Below are 24353 nucleotides of genomic sequence, written 5' to 3'. Positions count from 1 at the left end.
AGGGAAAGGAGCAGGCGATGCCGACCAGCGGGCGGAGGCCGCACAGCGGGTCCCGGTTCGGTGTGTCCCGGTGGCGCGAGCGGACCGCACGCCTGGTCGCCGCCGCGAAGGCCGCGCACCGGCGGGCGGAGACCCGGTTCCCCGTCGTCACGCACCTCGCGGACCGCATGGTGTCCGTGAACATCTTCGACACCGCCACCCGCCTGGCCGCCCAGTGCTTCCTCACCGCCGTTCCGCTGCTCTTCGTCTTCGCCGCCTACGCCCCACCGGTCGTCCGCGACCAGCTGCTCCGCTCCATGCGCTCGGTGTTCGGACTGACCGGCCCGGTCGACACCGGAGTCCAGCAGCTGATGCAGCCCCCGAACGAGAGCCTGCGGCAGACCACGGGCGTGGTCGGCGGACTCATGGTGCTGATCTCGGCCACCGCCGTCAGCCGGGCCGTGCAGCGGCTGTGCCAACGCGCCTGGGAGATCCCCCGGGGCGGCATCCGGGTCGCCCCCTGGCGCTGGGTGGCCTGGCTCGGCCTGTGGATCGGCGCCCTGCTCGTGCAGGGCACGCTGTACAACGGCTTCGGCCTGGGTATCTGGCTGGGCGTCCCGGTCACCCTCGGCTGCCAGACCGGCCTGTGGTGGTGGACGCAGCACCTGCTCCTCGGCGGCCGGATCGGCTGGCGACCTCTGCTGCCCGGCGCCCTGCTCACGGCGGCCGCCCTCACCGCCCTGACCGCGACCGCCCGGCTGTACCTGCCGCGGACGCTCGACCGCACCGTGGCCGAGTACGGCCCCGTGGGCTCGGTGTTCGTGCTGCTGTCCTGGCTGATCGTGGTCTGCCTGGCCGGGACCGTCAGCGTCAGCACCGGAGCGGTCCTCGCCCAGGAGCCGTTCCTCGCCACCCGCCTCGGCAGCCCGCCGCCCGGCCGGGACCCGGACCCGCGGACGTCCTGACGCCGGGGCGCCAAGGCGTCGGGACGGCGGGGCGCCCGGGCGGAGGGGCGGCGGGACGACCACCGGCCGCCGAGGGACCGGCGACGGGCCGCAGGCCCCACCGCGTGCCCTGCACGGCGGCACCAACACTGGGATCCTGATCGGGTGGAGTGCCGACCACGGCCGACCGGACCCGGGAGGTGATCTCTGTGGCCGCGAGGGAGGACAGCACACGGGGACCGGCCGTCGGGTACGCCGATCCACTGGGGGAGCCGTTTCTGCGCACCCGGTTCGCCGTGCCGGCCAGACCCGCCACCTTCGTCCGCAGACCCAGGCTGACCGCACACCTCGACCAGGCCCTCGACACCCCGCTGACCATGGTCAACGGCGCCGCCGGAGCCGGCAAGACCCTCCTCGTCGCCGACTGGGCGGCCGGGCTCGGCCAACCGGTCGCCTGGCTCACCAACGAGGCGGGCGACCAGGGACCCGGCATGTTCTGGGCCTATGTGCTGCACGCCCTGCACACCGCCGGAACACCGCTGCCCGCCGGAATCGGCGGCTCTCCCGGGGGCGTCCGCATGGTGGACCACCGGCTGCTGGCCCGCCTCGCCGACGAGCTGAACGGACGCGACCGGCCCGCGATCCTCGTCCTCGACGAGTTCGACCGGCTGGCCGCCCCGGAGACGGCCGAGCAGCTGGAATTCGTCCTCCACCACGCCGGACGGGGGCTGCGCCTGATCCTCGTCACCCGCACCGAACCCCTGCTGCCCCTGCACCGCTACCGGGCCGCGGCGGCCATGACCGAGATCAGGAACCAGGAGCTGGCCTTCACCCCCGAGGAGGCGGCCGACCTGCTGGCCCGGCACGGCCTGCGGCTGCCCGCCGACGCCGCCCGCGCCCTGGTGGAGCGCACCCGGGGCTGGGCGGCCGGACTGCGCCTGAGCGCCCTGGCCGCCCAGCAGAGCACGGATCCGGAGACGTACCTGAAGGAGTTCGAGGCCGGCCACAGCACCATCGCCGACTTCCTCCTCGCCGAGGTGGTCGGACGGCAGCCGCCCGAGACGCAGGACCTGCTGCTGCGCGTCAGCGTCCTGGACCGGTTCGGCCCCGAGCTGGCGGAGGCGCTGACGGGCCGCCCGGACGCCGGGCCGCTGCTGGCCGGGCTGTGCCGGCAGAACGCCTTCGTCGAGGACCTCGGACACTCCTGGTACCGGCTCCATCCGCTGTTCGGGGAGATCCTCCGGGTCCATCTGCGGGCGCACTCCCCGGGGCTCGAACCCGAACTGCACCGGCGCGCCGCCCGGTGGCTGCGGGCCCACGGCGCGGTGCCCGAGGCGCTGGCCCACGGCGCGGCGGCGGCCGACTGGGAGTGCACCGCAGGCGTCCTCGTCGACGACCTGGCGATCGGCCGGCTCCTCACCGGCCTGCGCGCCGACGACCTCACCGGGCTGTTCTCCGGGATGGGCCCGGAGGCCACCGGAGCGGCCGTGGACCTGGTGCGCGCGGCCCGCGAGCTGTCCGAGCACGATCTCGATCACGGCCTGGCCCACCTCGGCCGCGCCGAGGAGAGCCTGGCCGCCGGTGCGACCGCCGCCGGCCGGCTGAGCTGCGTGCTCCTGGAATCCCTCGCGGCCAGGCTGACCGGTTCCCCGGACCGCGCCGAGCAGGCGGTGTCCGAGGCCGCGCGACTGCGCCGCGAGGTGCCGCCCCAGCTCCTCGCCAAGCATCCCGAGCTCACCGCCCTGCTCCTCACCCATCTGGGCTCGGCCCGGGTGTGGGCCGGGCACTTCGACGCGGCGCGCGCCGCCCTGACCGAGGTGGCCGACCTTCCCGGTGACGCCCTGACCGAACTGCCCCGGGAGGACTGTCTCGGGCATCTGGCACTGATCGACTACTTCGACGGCCGGCCCGACCGCGCGGAGAGCCGGGCCCTGGCCGCGACGGACGCGACGCGGCACTGCGGCGGACGCCCGTTCCCCGGCGCCGGGCTCGGACAGCTGGTGCTGGCCGCCGTGGCCGTCGACCGCGACGAGCTGGGGCGGGCCCGGGCCCTGCTGGCCGAGGCCGCCGAGTACGGCCCCGGCCCCGGCGTGCCCGACCCGGTGACCGAGGCGTACCGCGCCCTGGTGACGGGCCGGCTGCACCTTGCCCTCGGTGACCCGGCTGCCGCCGCGCACGCGGCCGACCCGGCCGTACGGACGCAGGTGCCCTCGCCCTGGGCCGAGGCCAACGCGGCCCTGGCCGCAGCGGCCGTCCTGCTCGCCGAGGGCCGGCCCGGCCGGGCCGCCGAGGTGCTGGACGGGATCGAGCGCCCCGGCGGACCCGTGTGCGCCGCGGAGGTCGCGTGGGCACGGCTCGCCGCCGGCCACCGTGAGGAAGCCGTCGAGACGGCCGGGCGGCTGTGCACGGAAGGCCGGACCGGCCCCGGGGTCACGGTCCGGGCCGCCCTGGTGCGGGCCCGCGCCGCGGCCGAGGCGGGGGACACCGGCACCGCCCGCAAGCTGCTCGCCAGAGCCCTCCTGGAGGCGCGCCGGGACCGGCTGCGGCGCCCGTTCCTCGACGCCGGGCCGGGGATCCGCCGCCTCCTGGACGCCCCGCCGCTGCACGGCCTGGCCGCGGCCTGGCTCTACGGCGACGGCCCCGGCGCCGACTCCCCGCCGCTGCTCGTCGAGGAGCTGAGCGGCCGTGAGCGCGAGGTGCTCGGCAGGCTGGCGCAGATGATGTCCACACAGGAGATCGCCGCCGATCTGTACGTCTCCGTGAACACGGTGAAGACGCACCTCAAGAGCATCTACCGGAAACTCGGCGTGGGCCGGCGCGGTGACGCGGTGCGCCGGGCCCGCGAGCGCGGGCTGCTGTGACCGCTGCCGGCATCGGCCCCGGTTCACCTGCGCCGGGTGAGGCCGGCGGGCGGCCGCGGGGGGCAGGATCACGGGACAGACCGCAGCAGACCCGCGGCGGGAGACGGCTCATGCGCTACGAGATCCGCGTCGAAGGGACCATGTCGGAGACGCTGACCCGGGCCTTCCCGGAGATGGAACACGTGACGATGTCCGGCGAGACGGTCCTGTTCGGCCCCGTCGTCGACGAGGCGCATCTGTACGGCCTGCTGAACCGCTGTCTGTCACTGGGGCTGCGGGTCGTGGAGATGCGGCGCCTGCCGGAGTGACAGGCGCGCGGTCGCAGGAGCGGCGCACGATCACCCGCACCGGGTGAGGAACCCCGGGGCTCGCCGTGCGCACGCTGGGACGGCAGGGCGCGGCCGACCGGCCGGCGCCGTGGACGGAGGACGTACATGAGCGCGCAGACCTACCTCGCATACGACTATCCGCTGCTGAGCGCCTTCTGGACGATGCTGTGGCTCTTCCTGTGGATCATGTGGCTCGTCCTGCTGTTCCGGGTCATCGTGGACATCTTCCGCGACGACTCGATGGGCGGCTGGGCCAAGGCCGGCTGGCTGGCCCTCTGCATCGTGGTCCCCTTCCTGGGCGTCCTCGTCTACGTGATCGCCCGCGGCAAGGGCATGGGGCAGCGGGAGATCGCCCAGGCCCGCGACCAGCAGAAGGCGTTCGAGTCGTACATCCGGCAGACCGCCACGGGCGGCCCCGGCCAGACCAGCAGCGTCGACGAACTGGCGAAGCTCTCCGAGATGAAGTCCCGCGGTGACATCTCGGACGAGGAGTTCCGCAAGGCCAAGGCACTCGTCCTGAGCGACTACGGGCCGGCCGAGCGCTCCGGCTCGGTGCCCACCGCCCACGGGCGCTGAGCACCCCCTCCGAGAACGAATCGAGGCAGCCCCATGACCGCGACACATCCCGCGCACCACCCGCACCAGCACACCGCCAAGATGGCGTGGGCCGGAGGACTGACCGCCTTCGCCGCCGTCATGCTCCTCATCGCCGGCCTGCTCGCGGTGTTCCGGGGCATCATGGCGATCGCCCAGGACGACGTCTTCGTCACGACCCCCAACTACGTGTTCAAGTTCGACCTCACCAGCTGGGGCTGGATCCATCTGGTCCTGGGCGTGATCGCCGTGGTCGTCAGCATCGGCCTCTTCCAGCCGGCCGCGTGGGCACGCGGCGCCGGTGTGGCCATCGCCGCGCTGGTGATCATCGCCAACTTCCTGTCCCTGCCGTACTACCCGGTCTGGTCCGTCGTGATGATCGCGCTGTCCGGGTTCATCATCTGGGCGCTGTGCGTGGCGCGCGGCGACGACTCGGCGGATACGGGCACGGACCTGGGCTGACGGGCCAGGCCCGTCCCTACCCCGCGTGCGGGACTCCGGTCACACCGGGTCCCGCACGTCCGGCACCAGATGGGCCTCGGCCGCGCGGCGGAACGCCGTGCCCAGGGGGTGGCGGTCGCCGGCGCGCGTGGCCAGCACGACCTGGACGGGGTCGGCGTCCTCGACCGGGACGGGGGTGATGTCGGGCCGCACGTTGCCGCGGAACCCGGCCGGCGCCAGGGACACCACCTCACCGCTCGCGACCAGCTCCAGCTTGTCCTCCAGCGTCTCCACCACGGGGCCCAGGTTGGTGTGGCCGGGGGGATTCGCCCCGATCCGGTCGGCGCCGGTGAAGCGGGGGAGCGGCTCGTCGGCGAAGTCGGCGAGGGTGACCGACTCCTTGCCGGCCAGCCGGTGGCCGAGCGGCACCAGGAGGACGCGCGGCTCGTCGTAGAGGACCGTGATGTCCAGGTCGTCGGCGGAGAACAGGAACCGGGTCACCACCACGTCGACCCGGTGGTCCAGCAGCGCGTCCCGAGGTTCGTTCCAGTCCACGTGCAGGGTACGGACGTCGGCCGCCGGGTGGCGGTGGCGCAGCTCGCGTACGGCCGGGGTGACGATCATGTTGGTGGTGTAGCCGACGGTGAACGTGCCGTGCGCGGCCGCCGAGCGCGTACTCGCGGCGGCCCGGCCCGCCGTCCGCAGCAGCTCCCTGGCCTGGGGAAGGAAGACCGCCCCGGCCTCGGTGAGCCGGGTCCCGCGCGGTGTGCGGTCGAGCAGCCGGGCGCCCAACTGGCGCTCCAGACGCCGGATCTGACGGCTCAGCGACGGCTGGGCGAGATGCAGTGCGTCGGCCGCGCGACCGAAGTGCAACTCCTCGGCGACCACGGTGAAGTAGCGCACCAGGCGCAGCTCCAGGTCCACCGGCGGTACGAGGGAATCGGGCACCCGTCGACTCTACTCCCGCCCCGTGATCTGCGGTCATGACCGGACAGGCATCACCGGGTGCGGAACAGGTCTTGGACCCGGGGCCCGGGCCGGGCGCACGCTGGAGTCATCCCAGCACATTCACTCTCGTGAGGTGATTCGTCATGCGTGTGTTCGTCACCGGCGCCACCGGGTTCATCGGCAGCGCGGTGGTCCGCGAACTGCTCGGCGCCGGCCACCAGGTGCTAGGCCTCGCCCGCTCGGACGCGGCCGAGGCGGCCCTGAAGGAGGTGGGGGCGGAGGTGCACCGGGGCGACCTGAACGACGTCGACGGGCTGCGGATCGCGGCGGATGCGACGGACGGGGTGGTCCACACGGGGTACAACCATGACTTCTCCGACATGCCCGGCGCTCTCCGTACCGAACTCGACGTGCTGAAGGCCCTCGGTGACGCGCTCGCCGAGTCCGGACGGCCCCTGGTCGTCACCTCCGTGACCGGCCTCCTCGCCCCGGGCCGCCTCGGCACCGAGGAGGACACGCCCGACCCCGCGGGCCCCGGCGCCCACCGGGCCGAGGCGGAACGCTCCGCCCTGGCCCTGGCCGACCGCGGGGTGCGGGTGTCGGTGATCCGGCTCCCTCAGGTGCATGGAGCAGGCGACCACGCCTTCGTCCCGTTCCTGATCGGCGCCGCCCGCGACAAGGGTGTCGCCGCCTACGTGGGGGACGGCACCAACCGCTGGTCGTCCGTGCACCGTCTCGACGCCGCCACCCTCTACCGCAAGGCCATGGAGACGGCTCCGGCCGGGGCCGTGCTGCACGCGGTCGCCGACGAGGGCGTCCCGCTCCGCGGCATCACCGAGGTCATCGGCCGCCGCCTCGACGTGCCGGTCGTGTCCCTCGCACGGGAGGAGGCGTCCGACCACTTCGGCTGGATGGCGGCCTTCGTCGGCAACGACAACCCCACATCCGGCGCCGCCACCCGCGAGCGGTACGACTGGCGGCCCGCGCAGCCGGGGCTGCTGACCGACCTCGACCAGGACCACTACTTCGGCTGAGCCCGCCCGGGCCTCAGGTCAGCCCACCTTCGTGTCGGATTTCCGCCAGCATCGGCCACACCCGGTGGCCGATGCTGGACCCATGCAGAAAGGGATGCACCTAGACCGCGAGCACTGCGTACGGGCCGTGCAGTCGAAGGACGCGCGGTTCGACGGCTGGTTCTTCACGGCCGTCCTGACCACCCGCATCTACTGCCGGCCCAGCTGCCCGGTGGTACCGCCCAAACCCGAGAACATGACGTTCTACCCGAGCGCGGCCGCCTGCCAGCAGGCCGGGTTCCGGGCCTGCAAGCGCTGCCGTCCCGACACCAGCCCCGGTTCCCCGGAGTGGAACCAGCGCGCCGACCTGGTCGCCCGCGCCATGCGGCTGATCTCCGACGGGGTCGTGGACCGCGAGGGCGTACCCGGCCTCGCCGCCCGCCTCGGCTACAGCCCCCGGCAGGTGGAGCGCCAGCTGCTCGCCGAACTCGGCGCCGGCCCGCTGGCCCTCGCCCGGGCCCAACGCGCCCAGACCGCCCGCCTGTTGATCGAGACGACCGCCCTGCCGATGGCGGAGATCGCCTTCGCGGCCGGCTTCTCCTCGATCCGCACCTTCAACGACACCGTCCGCGAGGTCTTCGCCCTCTCCCCGAGCGAACTGCGCGACCGCCGCCCCAAGTCGGCGCATCACGCCCCGGGCGCACTCACCCTCCGCCTGCCCTTCCGCGCCCCCCTCAACCCCGACAACCTCTTCGGCCACCTCGCGGCCACCGCCGTACCCGGCGTCGAGGAGTGGCGGGACGGCGCCTACCGGCGGACCCTGCGGCTGCCGTACGGCCACGGCATCGCCGCGCTCGCCCCGAAGCCCGACCACATCGCCTGCCGGCTCACCCTCAGCGACCTGCGCGACCTGCCCGTCGCCATCAGCCGGTGCCGGCGGATGCTCGACCTGGACGCCGACCCGGTCGCCGTCGACGACCGGCTGCGCACGGATCCCTTCCTGGCGCCGCTGGTCGACAAGGCGCCCGGGCGGCGGGTGCCGCGCACGGTCGACGAGGCGGAGTTCGCCGTCCGGGCCGTGCTCGGCCAGCAGGTCTCCACGGCGGCCGCCCGCACCCACGCGGCCCGCCTGGTCACCGCCCACGGCACCCCGGTGGACGACCCCGAGGGCGGCCTCACCCACCTCTTCCCGTCCCCCGAGGCGCTCGCGGAGGTGCCCCCGGACTCCCTGGCGATGCCCCGCACCCGCCGCACCACCTTCACCACCCTGGTCGGCCAACTCGCGGACGGCACCCTCCACCTGGGCGTGGAGAGCGACTGGGCGGAGGCCCGCGCCAAGCTCCTCGCCCTCCCCGGCTTCGGCCCCTGGACCGTCGACGTCATCGCGATGCGCGCCCTCGGCGACCCGGACGCCTTCCTCCCCACCGACCTCGGCATCCGGCGCGCCGCCCAGGAGTTGGGCCTGCCCGGCACCCCGGCCGCCCTCACCGCACGCGCGGCGGCCTGGCGCCCCTGGCGGGCCTACGCCGTCCAGTATCTGTGGGCGACCGACAGCCACCCGATCAACTTCCTGCCCGTATAAGGACATTGCCGTGAAGAACCACACCGTGACCGACAGCCCCTACGGCCCCCTCACCCTGGTCGCCGAGGACGGCACCCTCTGCGGCCTCTACATGGAGGACCAACGGCACCGCCCGCCCGAGGAGACCTTCGGCGACCGGGACGACGACCTCTTCGCCGAGGCCGAGGAACAGCTGACCGCCTACTTCGCGGGCGAGTTGAAGGAGTTCACCCTCGAACTGCGCCTGAACGGCACCCCGTTCCGGCGCGGCGTCTGGGAGCAGCTGCGCCTGATCCCCTACGGAGAGACCCGGTCGTACGGCGAACTGGCCGAAGCCCTGGGCAATCCGCAGGCTTCCCGCGCGGTCGGCCTCGCCAACGGGAAGAACCCGATCGGCATCATCGTGCCCTGCCATCGCGTCATCGGCGCCAACGGCAGCCTCACCGGCTACGGCGGCGGCCTGCCCCGCAAGCAGCGGCTGCTGGACTTCGAACGGGGAGCGGGCCTCTTCTGACAGCCCGGCGACCGGATCAGTCGCCGAGCACCCGGCGCAGATAGGCGTTGCTGAAGCGCCGGTCGGGGTCGAGCCGGTCGCGCAGCGCCCTGAACTCGTCGAATCGGGGATATACGCTCGCGAAGTGGGCGGCTTCCCGGGTATGGAGCTTTCCCCAGTGCGGGCGCCCCTCGTGCGCGACGAAGATGCGTTCCGCCTCGGCGAAATACCGCCGCCAAGGCGTGCCCCGGTACACGTGGACGGCAATGTAGGCGCTGTCGCGTCCGGATGCCGTGGAGAGGGTGATGTCGTCGGCGGGGGTGGTGCGGACCTCGACCGGGAAGCCGATGCGCAGATCCGAGCGCTCGACCATGGTCTTGAGTTCGCGGAGGGTGTCGAGGACGGCCGCGCGCGGGACGGCGTACTCCATCTCGATCATCCGGACCCGGCGCGGGCTGGTGAAGACCTTGTAGGGGATGTCCGTGTAGGTCCTGGCCGAGAGGCCCTGGCTGGTGATCCGCGCGATCGCCGGGACGGCGGCGGGAACGGCCCGGCCCACGGAACTGAGCGCCTGGAAGACGTTGTTGGAGAGGAACTCGTCCGCGAACCACGCCTTGAGCCGACCCAGCGGTGCATGCGGGCCCACGGTCCGGTTGTTGCGCAGGGTGGTGCAGTTGTCCGTGTGCGGGAACCAGTAGAACTCGAAGTGGTCGTTGTGGGCGTGGAGTTCGTCGAATGCCCCGGTGACCTCGTCGAACGTCATCGGTTCCTCGTGAGCGGCGAGGAGGAAGAGCGGCTCGACGGCGAAGGTGAGCGAGCTGACGACGCCCAGGGCGCCGAGTCCGACGCGCGCCGCCGCGAACACCTCCGGGTTCTCCGTCGCCGAGCACCTCACCAGCGAGCCGTCCGCCGTCACCAGCTCCAGGCCACGGATCTGTGCGGAGATGGCACCCGAGGTGCGCCCGGTGCCGTGGGTGCCCGTGCTGGTGGCGCCGGCCACGGTCTGTTCCATGATGTCGCCCATGTTCGTGAGCGACAGGCCCTGCCCGGCCAGAGCCGTGTTCAGCGTCCTGAGCCGGGTGCCCGCCTCCACGGTGACGGTGCCGGCCTTCCGGTCGATCGCCCGGATGCCGCTGAGCCGGTCGGGGCGGATCAGCACGCCGTCGGTGGCGGCGGCGGTGGCGAAGGAGTGGCCGCTGCCCACCGCTTTCACGGGCAGGCCGTCCTCGGCCGCCTGGCGTACGACGGCGCGCAGCTCCGCCACCGAGGTGGGGGAGACGACCCGGGCCGGGTGGGCGGTGACGTTCCCGGCCCAGTTCCGCCAGGTGTCCGGCTTCGGGTTCGCTCTGTGCCGGGGAGCGTCGGAGCGGAGGGTGTCCACGGCTTTCCTTCCTTCTTGGGGTGTCGGGTCGGGTGAGGAGTGGGCCGGCGCCGCTATCTGACGGACCGAACGCGGTACACGAGCAGGACCCCCACGCTCGCGGCCACGCCGACGCAGGAGAACAGGAGCGGATAGCCGCGGTCGGAGGTGATGACGAAGCTGGCGATCAGCGGGGCCAGGGCGGGCGGGACGATCGTGCCGATGTTCATGATCCCGAGGTCCTGGGCCCGGCTCTCGGCATCCGGCAGGACCTGGGTGATCAGAGCCTGGTCGACGGCCATGTAGGCGCCGAAACCGCCGCCCATGACGGCTGACGCGATCAGCGTGACGCCGAAGTCGGGAAAGCTCGCCAGCAGGAAACCCGCGGCCGCCTGGAGCAGCGCCGCCAGTGCCACGAAGATCCGTCGCCTGCCGAGGCGGTCGGAGAGCACCCCGACGACGGAGCTGGCCAGGACACCGGCCAGGAGGTACAGGGCCGTACAGGCGAGAAGGCTGCCGGCCGGATCGGGGACCTTCAGGTCGTCGGTGAGGAAGTAGAGGGTGTAACAGACGCCCAGCGAGTTCGCCAGGTTGACCAACAGCCGTCCGCCGAACGCCCAGGCGAAGTCCCGGTTCCTGAGCGAGCGGCCCATGGAGGTGAGCAGCGTGCGCAGCCGCAGCGCGGGCTCGGAGTCGTACGTGGTGTCACGGAAGCGCGCGAGGAACGGCACGGTGCAGACGACCAGCAGGGCCGCGACGACGAGGTAGCTGCTCGCGGGGGACAGCGCGAACGCGGAGACGAGGGCGATGCCGGTCACCACGCCGAGGGACTGGGGTCCGTAGATCGTGCTGGACACCACGCCGCGCTGGTCGACGGGGACGCGGTCGGCGATCATGGCGGTCAGCCCGGCGGTGGCGGCGCTGAGGCCGACCATGCTCGCCGACCACGCGAGGGTCACGCCGGTCACCGTCGTCTGCTCCCCGGTGATCGCCAGCCCGGCCGCGAAGGACAGCGCACCGCCCGCGAGCCAGAGCCTGCGTCGTCCGAAGCGGCTCCGGGAGCGGTCGCACAGCGCTCCGCACACCGGGAGGGCGATCAGTGAGACCAGTCCGGCGAGGGCGTTGACGACGGCGAAGCTCTGGACCTTGGAGGCCGGGTCGATGATCTCCAGCTGCTGGGGCAGCAGCAGTTGCAGGGGGACCAGACTCGCCATCCAGTAGCCGAACCAGACCAGGCCGAACAGGGTGATCCAGCCACGGGAGACGGGATCGGTCGGCGCATGGCCGGCATCGGTCGCGGCGGCGGCCGTCGGCACCGGGGCCGGTGGGTGGAATTCAGTGGGCATACGGCCTCCGGGGGATCCGGGGAGCGGAAACGGGCCTGTCCGGCAACGGCTCAGGAAGGGTTCAGGAACGGCTCACAGGAAGGCGTGTCCCTCGCCCCGGTAGGTCGCGACCTCGTCGACGATCTCCGCGCCGGACACCAGGTGCAGCGTGTTGACGCGTTCGCACAGTTCGCCGGCCTTGGCGTGCCGGAACCACACGTGGTCGCCGAGCCGCAGTCCGTGCGCGGCGGCGCCCAGGACCGGTGTCTGGACCTCGCCGGCCGCTTCCCTGGGGTTCAGGCGCAGGCCGTGCGGCCAGGTCAGGGTGGGCAGACGGTCGAGGCCGGGCGCGCCGGAGGCGATCCAGCCGCCGCCGAGCACGGTGGCGATCCTGGCGCTCGGGCGGCGCACGACGGACATGACGAAGAAGGCGGCGGGACGGGGGCGGAAACGCCGGTAGAAGTCGAAGAGCCCGGGCCCGTAGAGCCCTGATCCGGCACCGATCTCGGTGATGACGTGTTCGGCGGAGGTCTGTTCGATGGAGCCCGTACCGCCGCCGTTGACGAACTCCAGCGGTGCCACGGCCTCCACGGCGGCTATGACCGCCGCGCGCCGGTCGGCCAGTTCGGCGGCGGAGAGGCGCTGCATGGTGCGGATCGCGGCCCGCCTGAGCAGCGACCCGGGCTGGTTGTCGCCCAGGCCGGCGATCTGGCCCCCGTAGGACATGAGCCCGGCCAGCCGGAATCCGGGCCGGTCCTGGACGGCGCGGGCGAGTGCGGCGGCCTGCCGCGGGGAGTGCACGGGCGACCGGTACGGGCCCAGGTGGATGCGGCCTCCGGCCAGTTCCAGCGAGGCGTCCAGATCGATGCAGACGCGGATGTCGGGGCGGGAGGTGCCCACCACCTCGTCCACGAAGTCCAGCTGGCCGACCGAGTCGATCATGAGGGTGACGCGTGCGGCCGCGCGCTCGTCCGAGGCGAGCCGCCGCAGCGCGGTGCGGTCCGTCGTGGGATACCCGATCACCACGTCGTCGTGGTCCTCGGCCAGCCACAGGGCCTCCGGCAGCGTGAAGGCGAGGATTCCCCTGTACCCCGGACGCCGGACGGCACGCCCGATCAGCTCGCGGCTGCGGACCGACTTGCTGGCCAGCCGGATGGTCGCCCGGCCGGCCGCCCGATGGGCCAGATCGGCGGCGTTGCCCTCCAAGGCGTCCAGGTCCACCACGGCGAAAGGCGGGTCCAGGTGTTCCGTGGCCCGGTTCAGCTGGATCATCCGGTCCTGGTCCGGCCCGCTGACAGCGGCTGCGGCCCCTTTGACGTCCTGCCGGAACGTGACGTGCGTGCTCATATCCGCACCCTTTCTGGGAGGTTCGTTCGAAGAGCGGTCGGGGGAAAGCCCCCTCAGTTCCCGGATGACGGGATCCCCGGAGCGGAGAGCATCCGTGCCCGTTGCCGCCGGCCTCTGGCCTCGACGACGGGGATGACCCGGCGCATCAGCCCGGGGAGGACTCCGACGATCCGCTGCACCCGGCCGGCGAACGGCGGGAACACCACTTCGACCGGCCTGCTCGTGACCGCGTCGACGACGGCCTCGGCGATCTGCTCCGGGGCGTACGACTTCTCCGCGAAGGCGATGGCGGAGGTGGGGTCGGCCATCTCCTGGACGAGCATGCCGGTCCGGGTGGACGGCGGGTGGACGATCGTGAAGTCCACCGGTCCGTCGCGTTCCTCTATCGCGACGCTGTGGTGGAAGGCGCGAAGTCCGTGCTTCGTGCCGCCGTAGGTGGCGTATCCGGGCAGCGGCAGGAACGACGTCATGCTGCAGACGTTGATGATGTGACCGTGGCCCTGCGCGGTCATGCGCTCAAGCGCCGTGCAGACCCCTGTGACGGTCCCGAGCAGGTTGATCTCGACGATGTCGCGGTGCTGCTGGGGGCGGAGATCGCGGGCGTTCCCGGTGTGGGTGATGCCGGCGTTGTTGACCAGCACGTCGACGACCCCGAAGCGGGCCTGGGCCGCGTCGTAGGCCCGGCTCCACTCCTCGGGGGAGCGGATGTCCAGGGCGTGGGCGGCGGCGCGTTCGCCGAGGGCACGGGCCCGGCTCAGGACGGCGCCCTCGTCCACATCGGTCAGCATGACGCGATGGCCGCGCGCGATCGCCAGTTCCGCGATGGCGGCTCCGATGCCGCCGGCCGCGCCGGTCACGAGGATGACCCGGCTCTTCTCGGATGTTTGGGACATGGCCACAGGCTCTCCTGGTCAACTGTCCAAGTCAATTGTTCAGATCGGATTCACGCGAATTGTTACTTCGGGACTTCGGGGCTCACATCCGCACCAGCTCGACACGGCCGCCGTTGAGTTCGGCGGCGCGGACGGGGTCGTCCGTCGGGACGGTGGCGGCGAAGAGGGTGCGCCCGTCGGGCCCGGCCATCAGGCAGCTCAGGGTGTGCTGGCTCGTGGCGACCCGCTCGATGGCGCGGCCGCCGGGGGCGATGCGCACGCATTCGCCGCGCAGGGCGTTCGCGACCCATATCGACGTACCGTCGGCGTCCCATGCGATGCCGTCCGGGGCGATCGGGGACGAGGAGCGCTTCGAGACGGCGGGGTGGTCCAGGAGCGCCGAGACCCTGCGGGTGATGCGGCCGGCCGTCCCCGGGTGGTTCACGAGGCGCCACAGGAGCGGTGAGATCAGGGGCGCCCACGGTCGCGGATCCGTCAGGGAGCCGTCGGGGTTCCTGGAGAAGGCGGTCAGCCGCATGGCCAGGCTCTCGGCCACGATCACGCTTGTGCCGTCGGGACTGAGCAGTGTCCCGTTCGGGAAGAGCAGGGGCTCGGTCAGTGCGAGCAGGCTGCCGTCCGGTGCCAGGCAGGCGATCGGCGCTCTCGGCGGGCCGGGCGGCGCGTAGAGCATGGAGTTCGGGTGCTCGCGTGAGTGGGCGTGATAGTCGAAGCCGAAGTTGCCGACGTAGGCGCGCCCCTCGGGGTCGACGAGCATGTCGTTGACCGGACCGCCGACGATGTGGCGCAGGTCGGCGTGTTCGACCAGCTCGCCGTCGGCCTCCAGGCGGTACACGCAGCCACCGTCCATGGAGACGACGAGCAGGCGGCCGTCGGGCAGCCAGCCGAGTCCGCCCGCCCGGCCGGGGACCTTCAGCACCGTCTCCGGCTCTCCGGCGCCGTCCCATCGGTGCACCGTGCCGTGCGCGAGATCCGAGAACCACAGGGCTCCCTGATGCCAGCGCAGGGACTCGGGAACGCCCAGGCCGCTCAGTGCGACCGATGCCGTCCTTTTCATCCGACCGCTCCTTCAGGACGCGGGACCGAGAGGGTTCAGCGCCTCTCCCCACGACTTGGACGCTTGTACAAGACGCTTGACTTGTACGGGCGACCGTCTCATTCTGAGTGAAGAGAAGTCAACGTTCCGGTGGGGAGTTTTCGTGACCCAGAATCAATCCCTCGTCGCAGAAGGCCCTCCGGTGGGGGCGCGCATCGCGGTGGACGACCCCGCCACCGGAGCGGTGGTCGGCGAGGTGCCCGACACGTCCGCGGAAGAGGTGGCGCGGGCGGTGGAGCGCGCCCGGCGGGCGCAGCGGGGCTGGGCCGGGCTGGACACCCGGGCGCGCGCCGAGTTCTTCGTGCGCGCCCGCCGCTGGCTGCTGGCCCACCGGGAGGAGGTCGCCGACCGCATCGTCGAGGAGAACGGCAAGGCGCGGGAGGACGCGATCGTCGAGATCGTCTACTGCGCCGCCGCCTTCGCCTACTGGGCGAAGCAGGCCCGCGGCCTGCTCGCACCGACGAGGGTCCGCTCCCTCTCGCCCTTCGTCCTCGGCCGCAGCATGTACACGCGCAGGGTGCCGCGCGGGGTCGTCGGAGTCATCGGCCCGTGGAACAACCCGCTGCTCAACTCCTTCGGGGACGCCGTCCCCGCGCTCGCCGCAGGCAACGCGGTCGCCCTCAAGCCCTCCGAACAGCCCCCGCCCACCGCTTTGCCCATGGAGCGGATGGCCCGCGAGTGCGACTGGCCCGAGCGCGTCTTCCAGGTCGTCACCGGCGCGGGGGCCACCGGGCGCGCGGTCGTGGACACCGTGGACTTCGTCATGTTCACCGGATCGACCAGGACCGGCCGCCAGGTCGCGGCCCGGGCGGGCGAACGCCTCATCCCCTGCTCACTGGAGCTGGGCGGCAAGGACGCCCTGGTCGTCCTGTCCGACGCCGCCCTGGAGCGGGCCGTCAACGTCACGATCCAGGGGGCCCTGTCCAACGGCGGGCAGATGTGCACCTCGGTGGAGCGGGTCTACGTCGAGGCGCCGGTGTACGACGCGTACCTCACCCTGCTGCGGGAACGGTTCCAGCAGGTCACCTCGGGCCGGCCGGCCGGGCTCGGCAGCGTCGACGTGGGCGCCGTCACCTTCCCGCCCCAACTGGCGGTCATCAAGGACCACGTCGAGGACGCCGTGCGCAAGGGAGCCTGCGTACTCGTCGGCGGACGGGCCTCCGACGGACCCGGCCGGTTCTTCGAACCCACGCTGCTCGTCGACGTCGACCACACCATGAAGTGCATGCGGGAGGAGACCTTCGGCCCCACGCTGCCCGTGATGAAGGTCGCCGACGCCGAGGAGGCCCTCCGGCTGGTCAACGACAGCACGTACGGGCTCCAGGCCTCGATCATCGGGTCGGACATGAAACGCGCCCGCCGCCTCGCCGAACGGTTCGAGGCCGGATGCGTCACCATCAACGACGCCCAGACCAACTACATGGCCCTGGGCCTGCCGATGGGCGGCTGGAAGGAGTCGGGCCTCGGGGTCCGTCACGGGGCCGAGGGATTCCTCAAGTACACCCGGCTCCAGGCCATCAGCGCGAACCGGTTCCCGATGCGCCGGGACATGCACATGATCCCGTACGAGCCCTCGGCCTACCGGTTCCTCCTCCGCCTGGTGGACGTCATGTACGGCAGAGGCCTGCGCGGCCGCGCCGACTAGCGCTGCACGAACCCCCAGTTGACGAACCCGCAGTTCACGAGAGGGCCAGACCATGACCATGACCCCCGAAGCGACGTCACACGCTTCCGTCGCCACCCTGCCCGAAGGCGTCTCCCTGCCGCTGCCCCAGCAGAACCTGAGCTTCGAGCAGGAGCGCGAGGTGCGCAAGCAGGAACTCGCCGCCGCCTTCCGCCTGTTCGCCCGCTTCGGTTTCTCCGAGGGCGTGGCCGGCCACATCACGGCCCGTGACCCCGAGAACCCGTCGGCGTTCTGGGTCAACCCCTTCGGCATGTCGTTCAGCCAGATCCGCGTCTCCGACCTGATCCTCGTCGACCACGACGGCACGCTCCTGGAAGGCAGGCGCCCGGTCAACAACGCCGCGTTCTGCATCCACTCCGAGGTGCACCGGGCCAGGCCCGAGGTGGTCGCGGCGGCGCACACCCACTCCGTGCACGGCAAGGCCTTCTCCAGCCTCGGCGTCCCGCTGGCACCGATCACCCAGGACGCCTGCGCCTTCTACGAGGACCACGGCATCTACTCGGACTACCGGGGCGTGGTGAACGACACCGAGGAGGGCCGGCGCATCGGCGCGGCCCTGGGCGACGGCAAGGCCGTCGTGCTGCGCAACCACGGACTGCTCACGGTCGGCGCGTCCGTCGCCGAGGCGGCCTGGTACTTCATCACCATGGAACGGTCCTGCCAGGCCCAGCTGCTGGCCATGGCCGCCGGAGAGCCCACGCTCATCGACCCCGAGACGGCGCGGATGGTCCGCGACCAGATCTCCGGTCCGCTGCCGGGCTGGTTCCAGTTCCGTCCGCTCTGGGACCAGATCACCGCGGAACAGCCCGACCTGTTCGACTAGGCCGCTCGCGGGCGGGCCAGCGTCAGGAGGTGTTCGCCGGTCAGGCGCAGGACCTCGCGGCTGTGCTCGCTGTCGCGGTCGACCAGCCAGCTCAAAGTGATGCCGTCGAGCACCGCGTTGAGGTAGCGGGCCAGCACCGGAACGGGCACGGCCCACTCGATGCCCGCGGCCTCGGCGACCTCCTCCAGGAGCTCCTGGTGGACTTCCCGGTAGTGCTGGTACTGGCGCCGGGCCAGGTCCTCGAACCCGGCCTGGCGCAGGGCGTAGTGCGTGAGCTCGTAGCTGACCTGGTGCTCTCCCGGACTGAGCTCGACAGTGCCCCAGAAGGCGCTCAGGCTCTTGGTGATCCGCGAGCCGAGGTCGCCCTCCCCTTCGAACGTCTTCCGCGCGGTGGCCACCGTGGCGTCGGTGAAGCGGGTGAGGACCTCCTGAAGCAGTTCCTCGCGCGAGTTGAAGCAGTAGTGGAAGACGCCCAGCGGCATTTTCGCCTCGTTGACGATGGCCCGTGTGGTCGCCTTCGCGACTCCCTCGCGGATCATCACCCGAAACCCCGCCGCGATCAGCTCCTCGCGTCGGTCCTTCGCTGCCATCCGGGACATCTGGCTCGCCTTCTGTTTCGAGAACGAATGCGTGTGCCACCCATGCTATCGCAGCGTCTTGGACGGTTGACCAAAATCCGGTGTCAGCCGGTCTCGCCGCCCAGTTCACGCAGCCGTTTCGGCAGGGCGGTGCCGATGGGCTCGCGGAGGATCTCGTCGGCCCGGTCGTCGTACGGCGTCGGCTCCGCGTTGACGATGATCAGCCGTGCCCCGTGGTCGGCGGCGACACCGGCGAGGCCGGCGGCGGGCTGGACCTGGAGGCTGCTGCCGACGGCGATGAACACCGTGCACGCCTGGCTGATGGCGAGGGCCTCACCGAGGACGTCCGGGTCGAGGCGCTCGCCGAACATGACGGTCGCCGACTTGAGGATGCCCCCGCACTCCAGGCACGGCGGGTCCTCCTCCCCGGCCTCGACGCGGGCGATCGCGTCCGCCATCGGCCCCCGGGCATGGCACTTGGTGCACACCACACTGCGCGCCGAGCCGTGCAGTTCGAGCACCTTGCGGGCGGGCATCCCGGCGAGCTGGTGCAGCCCGTCCACGTTCTGCGTGATCACCCGTACGGGTGTCCCCGACTTCTCCAGCTCGGCGACGGCCCGGTGCGCGGTGTTCGGCTCGGCCTTCAGCGTCCGGTTCTTCCGCCGCATCTGCCAGGACCGGCGCCGGATCTCCGGGTCGCCCATGTAGTACTCGTACGTCACGAGCTTCTCGGCCTCGGGATCCTTCCGCCACAGCCCGTTCGGGCCGCGGTAGTCGGGGATCCCGGAGTCGGTCGAGATGCCGGCGCCGCTGAGGATGGCGACGAGGGGCTTGGTCATGTGTTCGAGGGTAGGGCGGGCCCGGTGCGGGCGGCGAGCGGATTTCGGCGGGCCGCTCAGTCCACCCGGTGGCCGTTCTCCAGCTCGGCGGTGCCCGAGCCCTCGGTCAGGACGTCCAGTGCGGCCAGGACGCGGCGGCCCAGCGAGCCCGGCAGATGGGCGGTGAGTTCCGCGCGGGGGACCAGCCGCCAGGACAGCAGCTCCTCCTCCTGGAGGCGGATCGCCTTCAGGTCGGCGGCGGAGACGACACCGCCGTCGTACAGATAGGCGACGATCGGCGGCCGGCCCGTGCCGTGCACCCAGTCCACGGCCAGCAGCCGGCCCATCTCGCGGTCCAGGCCGATCTCCTCCAGGGTCTCCCGGCGGGCGCCCTGGCGCGGGGTCTCCCCGTCGTCGGACTCGACGGTTCCACCCGGCAGGGCCCAGCCCTCCCGGTAGTTGGGCTCGACGAGCAGCACCCGTCCCTCGGCGTCCCGGATGAGCGCGGCGGCCCCGGCGAGGATCCGGGGAAGGCTCGCGATGTACTCGGCGTATGCGTCAGTCGTGGTCACTCGGGAAGAGTAGCCAGTGCGGACTCCGCGTTCGTCCGGGCGAGGCGCACAGTGCGCTCCGCCAGGTCGCTGATGCGGGCCCCGTCGAAGCCGAAGACGGCGCTGCGGACCGTGTCCTCAAGGGGGGCCTTCCACTGGTCCGGGACGGCCCTCGCGCCGGTCAGTACCCCGGCCACCGAGCCCGCCGTCGCGCCGTTGGAGTCGGTGTCCAGGCCGCCGCGCACGGTGAGGGCGATGGTCCGGGTGAAGTCGCCGTCGCCGTGGAGGAGCCCCGCGGTGAGGACGGCCACGTTCGGGACGACGTGGATCCAGCCGAGACCGGCCGTCTCGTCGGAGACGGTGGCGAGGGTCTCCTCCCAGCTCAGCCGGGTCTCGTACAGGGAGACCACCCGGCGCACGGTCCGGGCGAGGCGGCAGCCCGCCGGTACGACGGTGAGCGCGGTGTCGACCGCCTGCCGCACCGTCGGCGCGGTGAACGCCGCCGAGACCAGCGCGGCGGCCCACATCGCGCCGTACACCCCGTTTCCCGAATGGGAGAGCACCGCGTCGCGGCGGGCCAGGGCGGCGGCCCGGCGCGGGTCGCCGGGGCAGGTCCAGCCGAAGACGTCGGCACGGATCAGGGCGCCGATCCACTCCTGGTAGGGGTTGTCGTAAGTGGCGGTGAGGGGCGGTTTCAGCCCGTTGACGAGGTTGCGGTAGGCGGCCCGTTCCGCCGTGAAGGTCTGGAGGTACGGCAGCCGTTGCAGCCACAGCTCGCCGACCTGCTCGGTGCTGAAGCCGAAGCCGTGGGTCTCCAGGAGGTGCAGGCCGAGGATCGCGTAGTCGACGTCGTCGTCGCGGCAGCTGCCGTGGACGCGGCCGCGTACGCACTGCCGCCACTCGGGGCGCAGCGCGCCGGCGTCGCTCTCGTCGGCGGGCTCGGGGAGGTAGTCGCCGAGCGGCAGGGCGGCGGCCCGCCGCAGGTAGCCGTCGATGCGCTCACGCGTCCACAGATCGCCCCGCTCGACCGGTTTGCCGAGCATGTTGCCCGCGATCCGGCCGAGCCAGCCGCCCAGCACACGGTCGGCGAACTCGGGACCCAGACTGCTCATGGCTGAGGTCTACCCGTTTTCGGGCGCCCTGCCCTCCCAGCCTGTTCCCAGCCCCTTCCCAGGCTTCGGGCGGGGCATGACGGGGAGGCTGTCCTCCGGTTAAGGTCACAGCGGCGCGACTGGCCTTGACGTGCGCGAGGCCCGGAGAGCAAGGGGATACAGGTGACTCAGCGCGTGCTCATCGCCGCGGACAAGTTCAAGGGCTCGCTGACGGCCGTGCAGGTCGCCGAGCGGGTCACGGCGGGGCTCAGGCGGGTCGTGCCCGGCGTCGACGTCGAGGCGCTGCCCGTCGCGGACGGCGGGGACGGCACGGTGGCCGCGGCCGTCGCGGCCGGATTCGAACGGCACGAGCGGGAGGTCGCCGGGCCGCTGGGGCAGGAGGTCACCGCCGCGTTCGCGCTGCGCGGCGACACCGCGGTCGTGGAGATGGCCGAGGCGAGCGGCCTGCAGCGGCTGCCCCGCGGTGTCTTCGCGCCCCTGACGGCCTCCACGTACGGCTCAGGAGAGCTGCTGCGGGCCGCGCTGGACGCGGGTGCGCGCACCATCGTCTTCGGGGTCGGGGGAAGCGCCACGACCGACGGCGGCGCCGGGATGCTGTCGGCGCTCGGGGCGCGGTTCCTGGACGAGGAAGGCGAGCCGGTTCCGCCGGGCGGCGGCGGCCTCGCCGACCTGGCCCGCGTGGACCTGTCCGGCCTGGACCCGCGCCTGTCCGCCGTCGATCTCGTCCTCGCCAGCGACGTCGACAACCCGCTCACCGGCCCGAAGGGCGCACCTGCGGTGTACGGCCCGCAGAAGGGGGCCTCGCCGGACGACGTGGCGGCCCTGGACGAGGCGCTGACCCACTTCGCGAAGGTCCTGGAGGCCGAGGCCGGCCCGCGTGCCGTCGAGTACGCGACCGCGCCGGGTGCGGGGGCAGCCGGAGGCATCGGATACGGAGCCTTGCTGCTCGGTGCCCGCTTCCGGCCCGGTATCGAGGTGATGCTCGACGTCCTGGGCTTCGCGCCCGCGCTGGAGCGGGCGTCGCTGGTGATCACGGGCGAGGGTTCGCTGGACGAGCAGACCCTGCACGGGAAGGCGCCGGCCGGGGTGGCGGCCGCGGCGCGCGCCGCGGGCAAGGAGGTCGTGGCGGTGTGCGGCCGCCTCGCCCTGCCGCCGGCGGCGCTCGGCCGGGCCGGTATCCGCCGTGCCTACCCGCTGACCGAGGTCGAACCCGACGTGGTGAAGTGCATCGCGGACGCCGGGCCGATCCTGGAGCGGGTGGCCGAGCAGATCGCGCGGGATTTCCTGAGCTGAGCGGGGCTACTCCAGCTGGGTCAGCAGTCCGTCGTCGTCCCGGTAGAAGCTGCCGCTCGTCTGGTCCTCCACCCGGTGCTTGTCGAACCACTGCATCGACATGTGGTGGACGACCTTGGCGGGACGCTCCCAGACCACGGAGTGTCCCGCGTCGGCCAGCTCGAACATCAGCTTCTTCGGTCCCGGGATCGCCTTGTACAGGCCCGGGACGGAGAACGTCAGGATGTCCGGCAGCGGTGGGATCGGCGGGGTGTTGGCCGACCGGTCCGTCTCGCCGTAGACGATCATCACGGGCACCCGGTCACCGAGGATGTACTTGCCCGCGGCGTCCTTGAGCGGAACGGTGTGGTTGTTCCAGCCCCACCAGTAGGTGTTCCGGTACCGAAGGACGCCCTCGGCGGTGCCCCCCGGCGGTATCGGTCCCCAGGTGCTGCCCAGGGGGTCGTTGGCCATCATCGCGTCCCACACGATGTCTCCCATGTCGGGTTCCCGCTGGAGCGGGCTGGCCTGCTCCTTGTCCCAGCCGATCTTGAAACCGGTCTTGCTGGCGACGTGCATCGGGAAGCCGAACGTGAGGGCCGGCGTGGACATGGGCAGTGTCGCCGCTTCCGACGGACGTCCGAACGGATTCGTGGCGTCGCCTGACCAGCGGCCCTTGGGCGGGAAGATCGGGGCGAGCAGGAAGAGGCTCTTGACGTTCTCCGGGTGCTTGAGGGTGTAGGGGCCCATGACAAGGGCGCCGGCGGACCATGCGACGAAGTCGATCGGACCGGTCGTACCGGTCTGGGCCTTGATGAACTTGACCACCGTGTCGACCTCCGCCTCCTCGCTCTCGGAGTTGCCGAGCTGGTGCCCGTACGGGGGTGCGCATCTGGCCGAGAGCGGGTTGGGCACGAGGACCGACTCCTGCTGGGCCGGATTGGTATTGCAGGGTGTGTCCATCGGCAGCGGCCTTGGCGTCCGCCCGCTGCCCTGCAGGTCCATCATGAACACGTCGAAGCCGTGCTGGGCCAGCTGCTGTGCCCAGCTGTAGCGGATGTCGGAGCCGCCGGAACCGGGGATCACGAGGTCGAAGCCCGCGACCGCGGGCACGCTCCGGCCGTGGAGCATCAACACGGGAGGTGGCTGGGGTCCACCGTTCTTCCGGTACTCGCGCACGAACAGCTGCACCGTTTGGCCCGGGTTCGCGGGGATCATCGGGATCGTCGAGATGTGCGGCACGGAGTGGTCTTTGACCGTGAGTGAGGCCATGGGTGTCCTCCTGCCCGAAAAGAGAGGCAATCCCCATCCCCGAATAGGGACAAACCACCGTAAAATTCAGCCCAATTCCACCGTCCTCCCCTGTCTCGCCCTGCGCAACTCAGCCCCGGCCAGGGGTGGTTGACCGGTCAAAGGCCAAGGCCGTATGCCCTTGAACGCGAAACGGGTGTGGCCCGAGCCTTCGAGGCTCGGGCCACACCCGTTTCGCTTCGTGACGAGGGTCAGGGCAGCTGCGCCGCCCGCGCCTCGCGCCTGTTGTCGCGGAAGTTGTTCACCCGGCGGGCCGTGGCGAACAGCGGGATCACCGCGCCCATCACCAGCTGCAGCGCGCAGCCGGTCTGGAGGAGCAGCTGACCACCGGGGGCGTCGAAGGCCCAGGCGGCCAGGAGGCCCATCGAGAGCACGATCCAGGCCAGCATCGCCCCGGCGAGGCGGCCGCGCGGCTTCGGGTACTCGACCCGGCTCACCATCAGCCAGGCGGTGCCGAGGATCGCGAGGAGCGTGGCGAAGAACGGCAGCTCGAGGAGGACGATCGAGACGACGGTCAGCGCCCCGAAGGGGCTCGGCATGCCCTGGAACATGCCGTTCGTCGGCGTCACGCACGAGAAGCGCGCGAGTCTCAGCACCACCGCGAGCAGCACGACGACCGCTCCGACCGCGGCCACCTTCTGGTACGCGTCGTCGGCGACCATGCCGTAGACGAGCACGAAGTACGCCGGCGCGAGGCCGAAGCTGATCAGGTCGGAGAGGTTGTCCAGCTCGGCGCCCATGGGGGAGGAGCGCAGCTTCCGCGCGACCAGGCCGTCGAACAGGTCGAAGACCGCCGCGCAGAGCATGAGGATCACCGCGGTGGCGGCGCTGTGGCGCGCCATGCCGGCCGACTGGTCGTCCCCGGTGAGGTGCGGGATCAGGATGCCGGTGGTGGTGAAGTACACCGCCATGAAGCCGCACGTGGCGTTGCCGAGGGTCAGGGTGTCCGCTATCGAGAGGCGCAGAGAGAGGGGCATCTCCTCCTCGTCCTCGCCGATCTCGTCGGCCTCGGGCACCCAGCCC

At 72.1% G+C, this 24353-nt stretch carries 23 protein-coding genes; 11 read left to right on the top strand and 12 right to left on the bottom strand.

From position 1 onward, the window contains the following. The first annotated feature begins 17 nt into the window (after positions 1–17). The 5 genes from KVT45_RS15810 (at position 18) to KVT45_RS15790 (ending at position 5169) form a co-directional block, all read left to right on the top strand. A complete protein-coding gene (locus KVT45_RS15810; protein WP_217547922.1) occupies positions 18–944 on the top strand; it encodes a YhjD/YihY/BrkB family envelope integrity protein in 927 nt (308 codons plus the stop codon). Between the two features lie 179 nt (positions 945–1123). Then, positions 1124–3784 (top strand): LuxR C-terminal-related transcriptional regulator, encoded by a 2661-nt coding sequence (locus tag KVT45_RS15805; protein WP_308310735.1) that lies wholly within the window; start codon positions 1124–1126, stop codon positions 3782–3784. 110 nt (positions 3785–3894) lie between these two features. Beyond that, complete coding sequence (locus KVT45_RS15800) at positions 3895–4092, top strand: hypothetical protein (RefSeq protein WP_089107713.1); 198 nt, start codon at positions 3895–3897, stop codon at positions 4090–4092. Between the two features lie 126 nt (positions 4093–4218). Continuing rightward, entirely contained in the window at positions 4219–4689 is a 471-nt protein-coding gene (locus tag KVT45_RS15795) for an SHOCT domain-containing protein (protein ID WP_217547921.1), read from the top strand. A gap of 33 nt (positions 4690–4722) precedes the next feature. Beyond that, a complete protein-coding gene (locus tag KVT45_RS15790) occupies positions 4723–5169 on the top strand; it encodes a hypothetical protein (protein ID WP_217547919.1) in 447 nt (148 codons plus the stop codon). Between the two features lie 39 nt (positions 5170–5208). On the opposite strand, the gene KVT45_RS15785 is transcribed toward KVT45_RS15790, so the two are convergent. Then, the gene (locus KVT45_RS15785; RefSeq protein ID WP_217547918.1) at positions 5209–6096 is read right to left on the bottom strand and encodes a LysR family transcriptional regulator; all 888 of its coding nucleotides are present in this window, start codon (positions 6094–6096) and stop codon (positions 5209–5211) included. A 143-nt stretch (positions 6097–6239) separates the two neighbouring features. Between KVT45_RS15785 and KVT45_RS15780 the strand changes: the two genes are divergently transcribed. The 3 genes from KVT45_RS15780 to KVT45_RS15770 all read left to right on the top strand — a co-directional run bounded on the left by KVT45_RS15780 (position 6240) and on the right by KVT45_RS15770 (position 9184). Beyond that, entirely contained in the window at positions 6240–7130 is an 891-nt protein-coding gene (locus tag KVT45_RS15780) for an SDR family oxidoreductase (protein WP_217547916.1), read from the top strand. Between the two features lie 94 nt (positions 7131–7224). Next, positions 7225–8691 carry an AlkA N-terminal domain-containing protein gene (locus tag KVT45_RS15775; protein WP_217548250.1) on the top strand — a complete coding sequence of 489 codons (1467 nt, stop codon included), beginning with the start codon at positions 7225–7227 and terminating at the stop codon, positions 8689–8691. Between the two features lie 10 nt (positions 8692–8701). Next, positions 8702–9184 (top strand): methylated-DNA--[protein]-cysteine S-methyltransferase, encoded by a 483-nt coding sequence (locus KVT45_RS15770; RefSeq protein ID WP_217547915.1) that lies wholly within the window; start codon positions 8702–8704, stop codon positions 9182–9184. A gap of 16 nt (positions 9185–9200) precedes the next feature. Here KVT45_RS15770 and KVT45_RS15765 read toward each other — a convergent pair whose 3' ends face one another. From KVT45_RS15765 to KVT45_RS15745, 5 genes are all read right to left on the bottom strand, one after another. Continuing rightward, positions 9201–10544 (bottom strand): D-arabinono-1,4-lactone oxidase, encoded by a 1344-nt coding sequence (locus KVT45_RS15765; protein ID WP_217547913.1) that lies wholly within the window; start codon positions 10542–10544, stop codon positions 9201–9203. Positions 10545–10597: 53 nt separating this feature from the next. Continuing rightward, on the bottom strand, positions 10598–11869 hold the full coding sequence (locus KVT45_RS15760; RefSeq protein ID WP_217547912.1) for an MFS transporter: 1272 nt from the start codon (positions 11867–11869) through the stop codon (positions 10598–10600). A gap of 72 nt (positions 11870–11941) precedes the next feature. Next, positions 11942–13195: an amino acid deaminase/aldolase gene (locus tag KVT45_RS15755; RefSeq protein ID WP_217547910.1), complete on the bottom strand. Its 1254-nt coding sequence runs from the start codon at positions 13193–13195 to the stop codon at positions 11942–11944. A gap of 53 nt (positions 13196–13248) precedes the next feature. Beyond that, a complete protein-coding gene (locus KVT45_RS15750; RefSeq protein WP_217547909.1) occupies positions 13249–14088 on the bottom strand; it encodes an SDR family oxidoreductase in 840 nt (279 codons plus the stop codon). 82 nt (positions 14089–14170) lie between these two features. Further along, positions 14171–15142: an SMP-30/gluconolactonase/LRE family protein gene (locus KVT45_RS15745; RefSeq protein ID WP_217547907.1), complete on the bottom strand. Its 972-nt coding sequence runs from the start codon at positions 15140–15142 to the stop codon at positions 14171–14173. A gap of 142 nt (positions 15143–15284) precedes the next feature. Here KVT45_RS15745 and KVT45_RS15740 point away from each other — a divergent pair, with 142 nt between their 5' ends. Together KVT45_RS15740 and KVT45_RS15735 are read left to right on the top strand one after the other, a co-directional pair. Continuing rightward, the gene (locus KVT45_RS15740) at positions 15285–16826 is read left to right on the top strand and encodes an aldehyde dehydrogenase family protein (RefSeq protein ID WP_217547906.1); all 1542 of its coding nucleotides are present in this window, start codon (positions 15285–15287) and stop codon (positions 16824–16826) included. A gap of 52 nt (positions 16827–16878) precedes the next feature. Next, positions 16879–17688, top strand: a complete 810-nt coding sequence (locus KVT45_RS15735; protein ID WP_217547904.1) for a class II aldolase/adducin family protein — start codon at positions 16879–16881, stop codon at positions 17686–17688. On the opposite strand, the gene KVT45_RS15730 is transcribed toward KVT45_RS15735, so the two are convergent. From KVT45_RS15730 to KVT45_RS15715, 4 genes are all read right to left on the bottom strand, one after another. Then, the gene (locus KVT45_RS15730; RefSeq protein WP_254646848.1) at positions 17685–18287 is read right to left on the bottom strand and encodes a TetR/AcrR family transcriptional regulator; all 603 of its coding nucleotides are present in this window, start codon (positions 18285–18287) and stop codon (positions 17685–17687) included. The two genes, KVT45_RS15735 and KVT45_RS15730, sit on opposite strands and share 4 nt — an antisense overlap. An 83-nt stretch (positions 18288–18370) precedes the next feature. Then, a complete protein-coding gene (locus KVT45_RS15725; protein WP_217547902.1) occupies positions 18371–19105 on the bottom strand; it encodes a Sir2 family NAD-dependent protein deacetylase in 735 nt (244 codons plus the stop codon). 56 nt (positions 19106–19161) lie between these two features. Beyond that, positions 19162–19656 (bottom strand): NUDIX hydrolase, encoded by a 495-nt coding sequence (locus KVT45_RS15720; protein ID WP_217547900.1) that lies wholly within the window; start codon positions 19654–19656, stop codon positions 19162–19164. Next, positions 19653–20747, bottom strand: coding sequence for an ADP-ribosylglycohydrolase family protein (locus KVT45_RS15715; protein WP_217547899.1), 1095 nt, complete (start codon positions 20745–20747; stop codon positions 19653–19655). Before KVT45_RS15715 ends, KVT45_RS15720 begins: the two co-directional genes overlap by 4 nt. Positions 20748–20921: 174 nt before the next feature. Between KVT45_RS15715 and KVT45_RS15710 the strand changes: the two genes are divergently transcribed. Beyond that, entirely contained in the window at positions 20922–22040 is a 1119-nt protein-coding gene (locus tag KVT45_RS15710) for a glycerate kinase (RefSeq protein WP_217548246.1), read from the top strand. 6 nt (positions 22041–22046) lie between these two features. Here KVT45_RS15710 and KVT45_RS15705 read toward each other — a convergent pair whose 3' ends face one another. Next, positions 22047–23291, bottom strand: a complete 1245-nt coding sequence (locus KVT45_RS15705) for an alpha/beta fold hydrolase (RefSeq protein ID WP_217547897.1) — start codon at positions 23289–23291, stop codon at positions 22047–22049. 230 nt (positions 23292–23521) lie between these two features. Beyond that, a complete protein-coding gene (gene pssA / locus KVT45_RS15700; RefSeq protein WP_089104116.1) occupies positions 23522–24346 on the bottom strand; it encodes a CDP-diacylglycerol--serine O-phosphatidyltransferase in 825 nt (274 codons plus the stop codon). Positions 24347–24353 lie beyond the last annotated feature (7 nt).

This window comes from Streptomyces sp. GbtcB6 (genome assembly GCF_019091475.1).
GTDB classification, from domain to species: Bacteria; Actinomycetota; Actinomycetes; order Streptomycetales; family Streptomycetaceae; genus Streptomyces; species Streptomyces hyaluromycini.
Note: the sequence above shows the minus strand (reverse complement) of the source record. Positions and strands in the feature narration are given on the sequence as shown.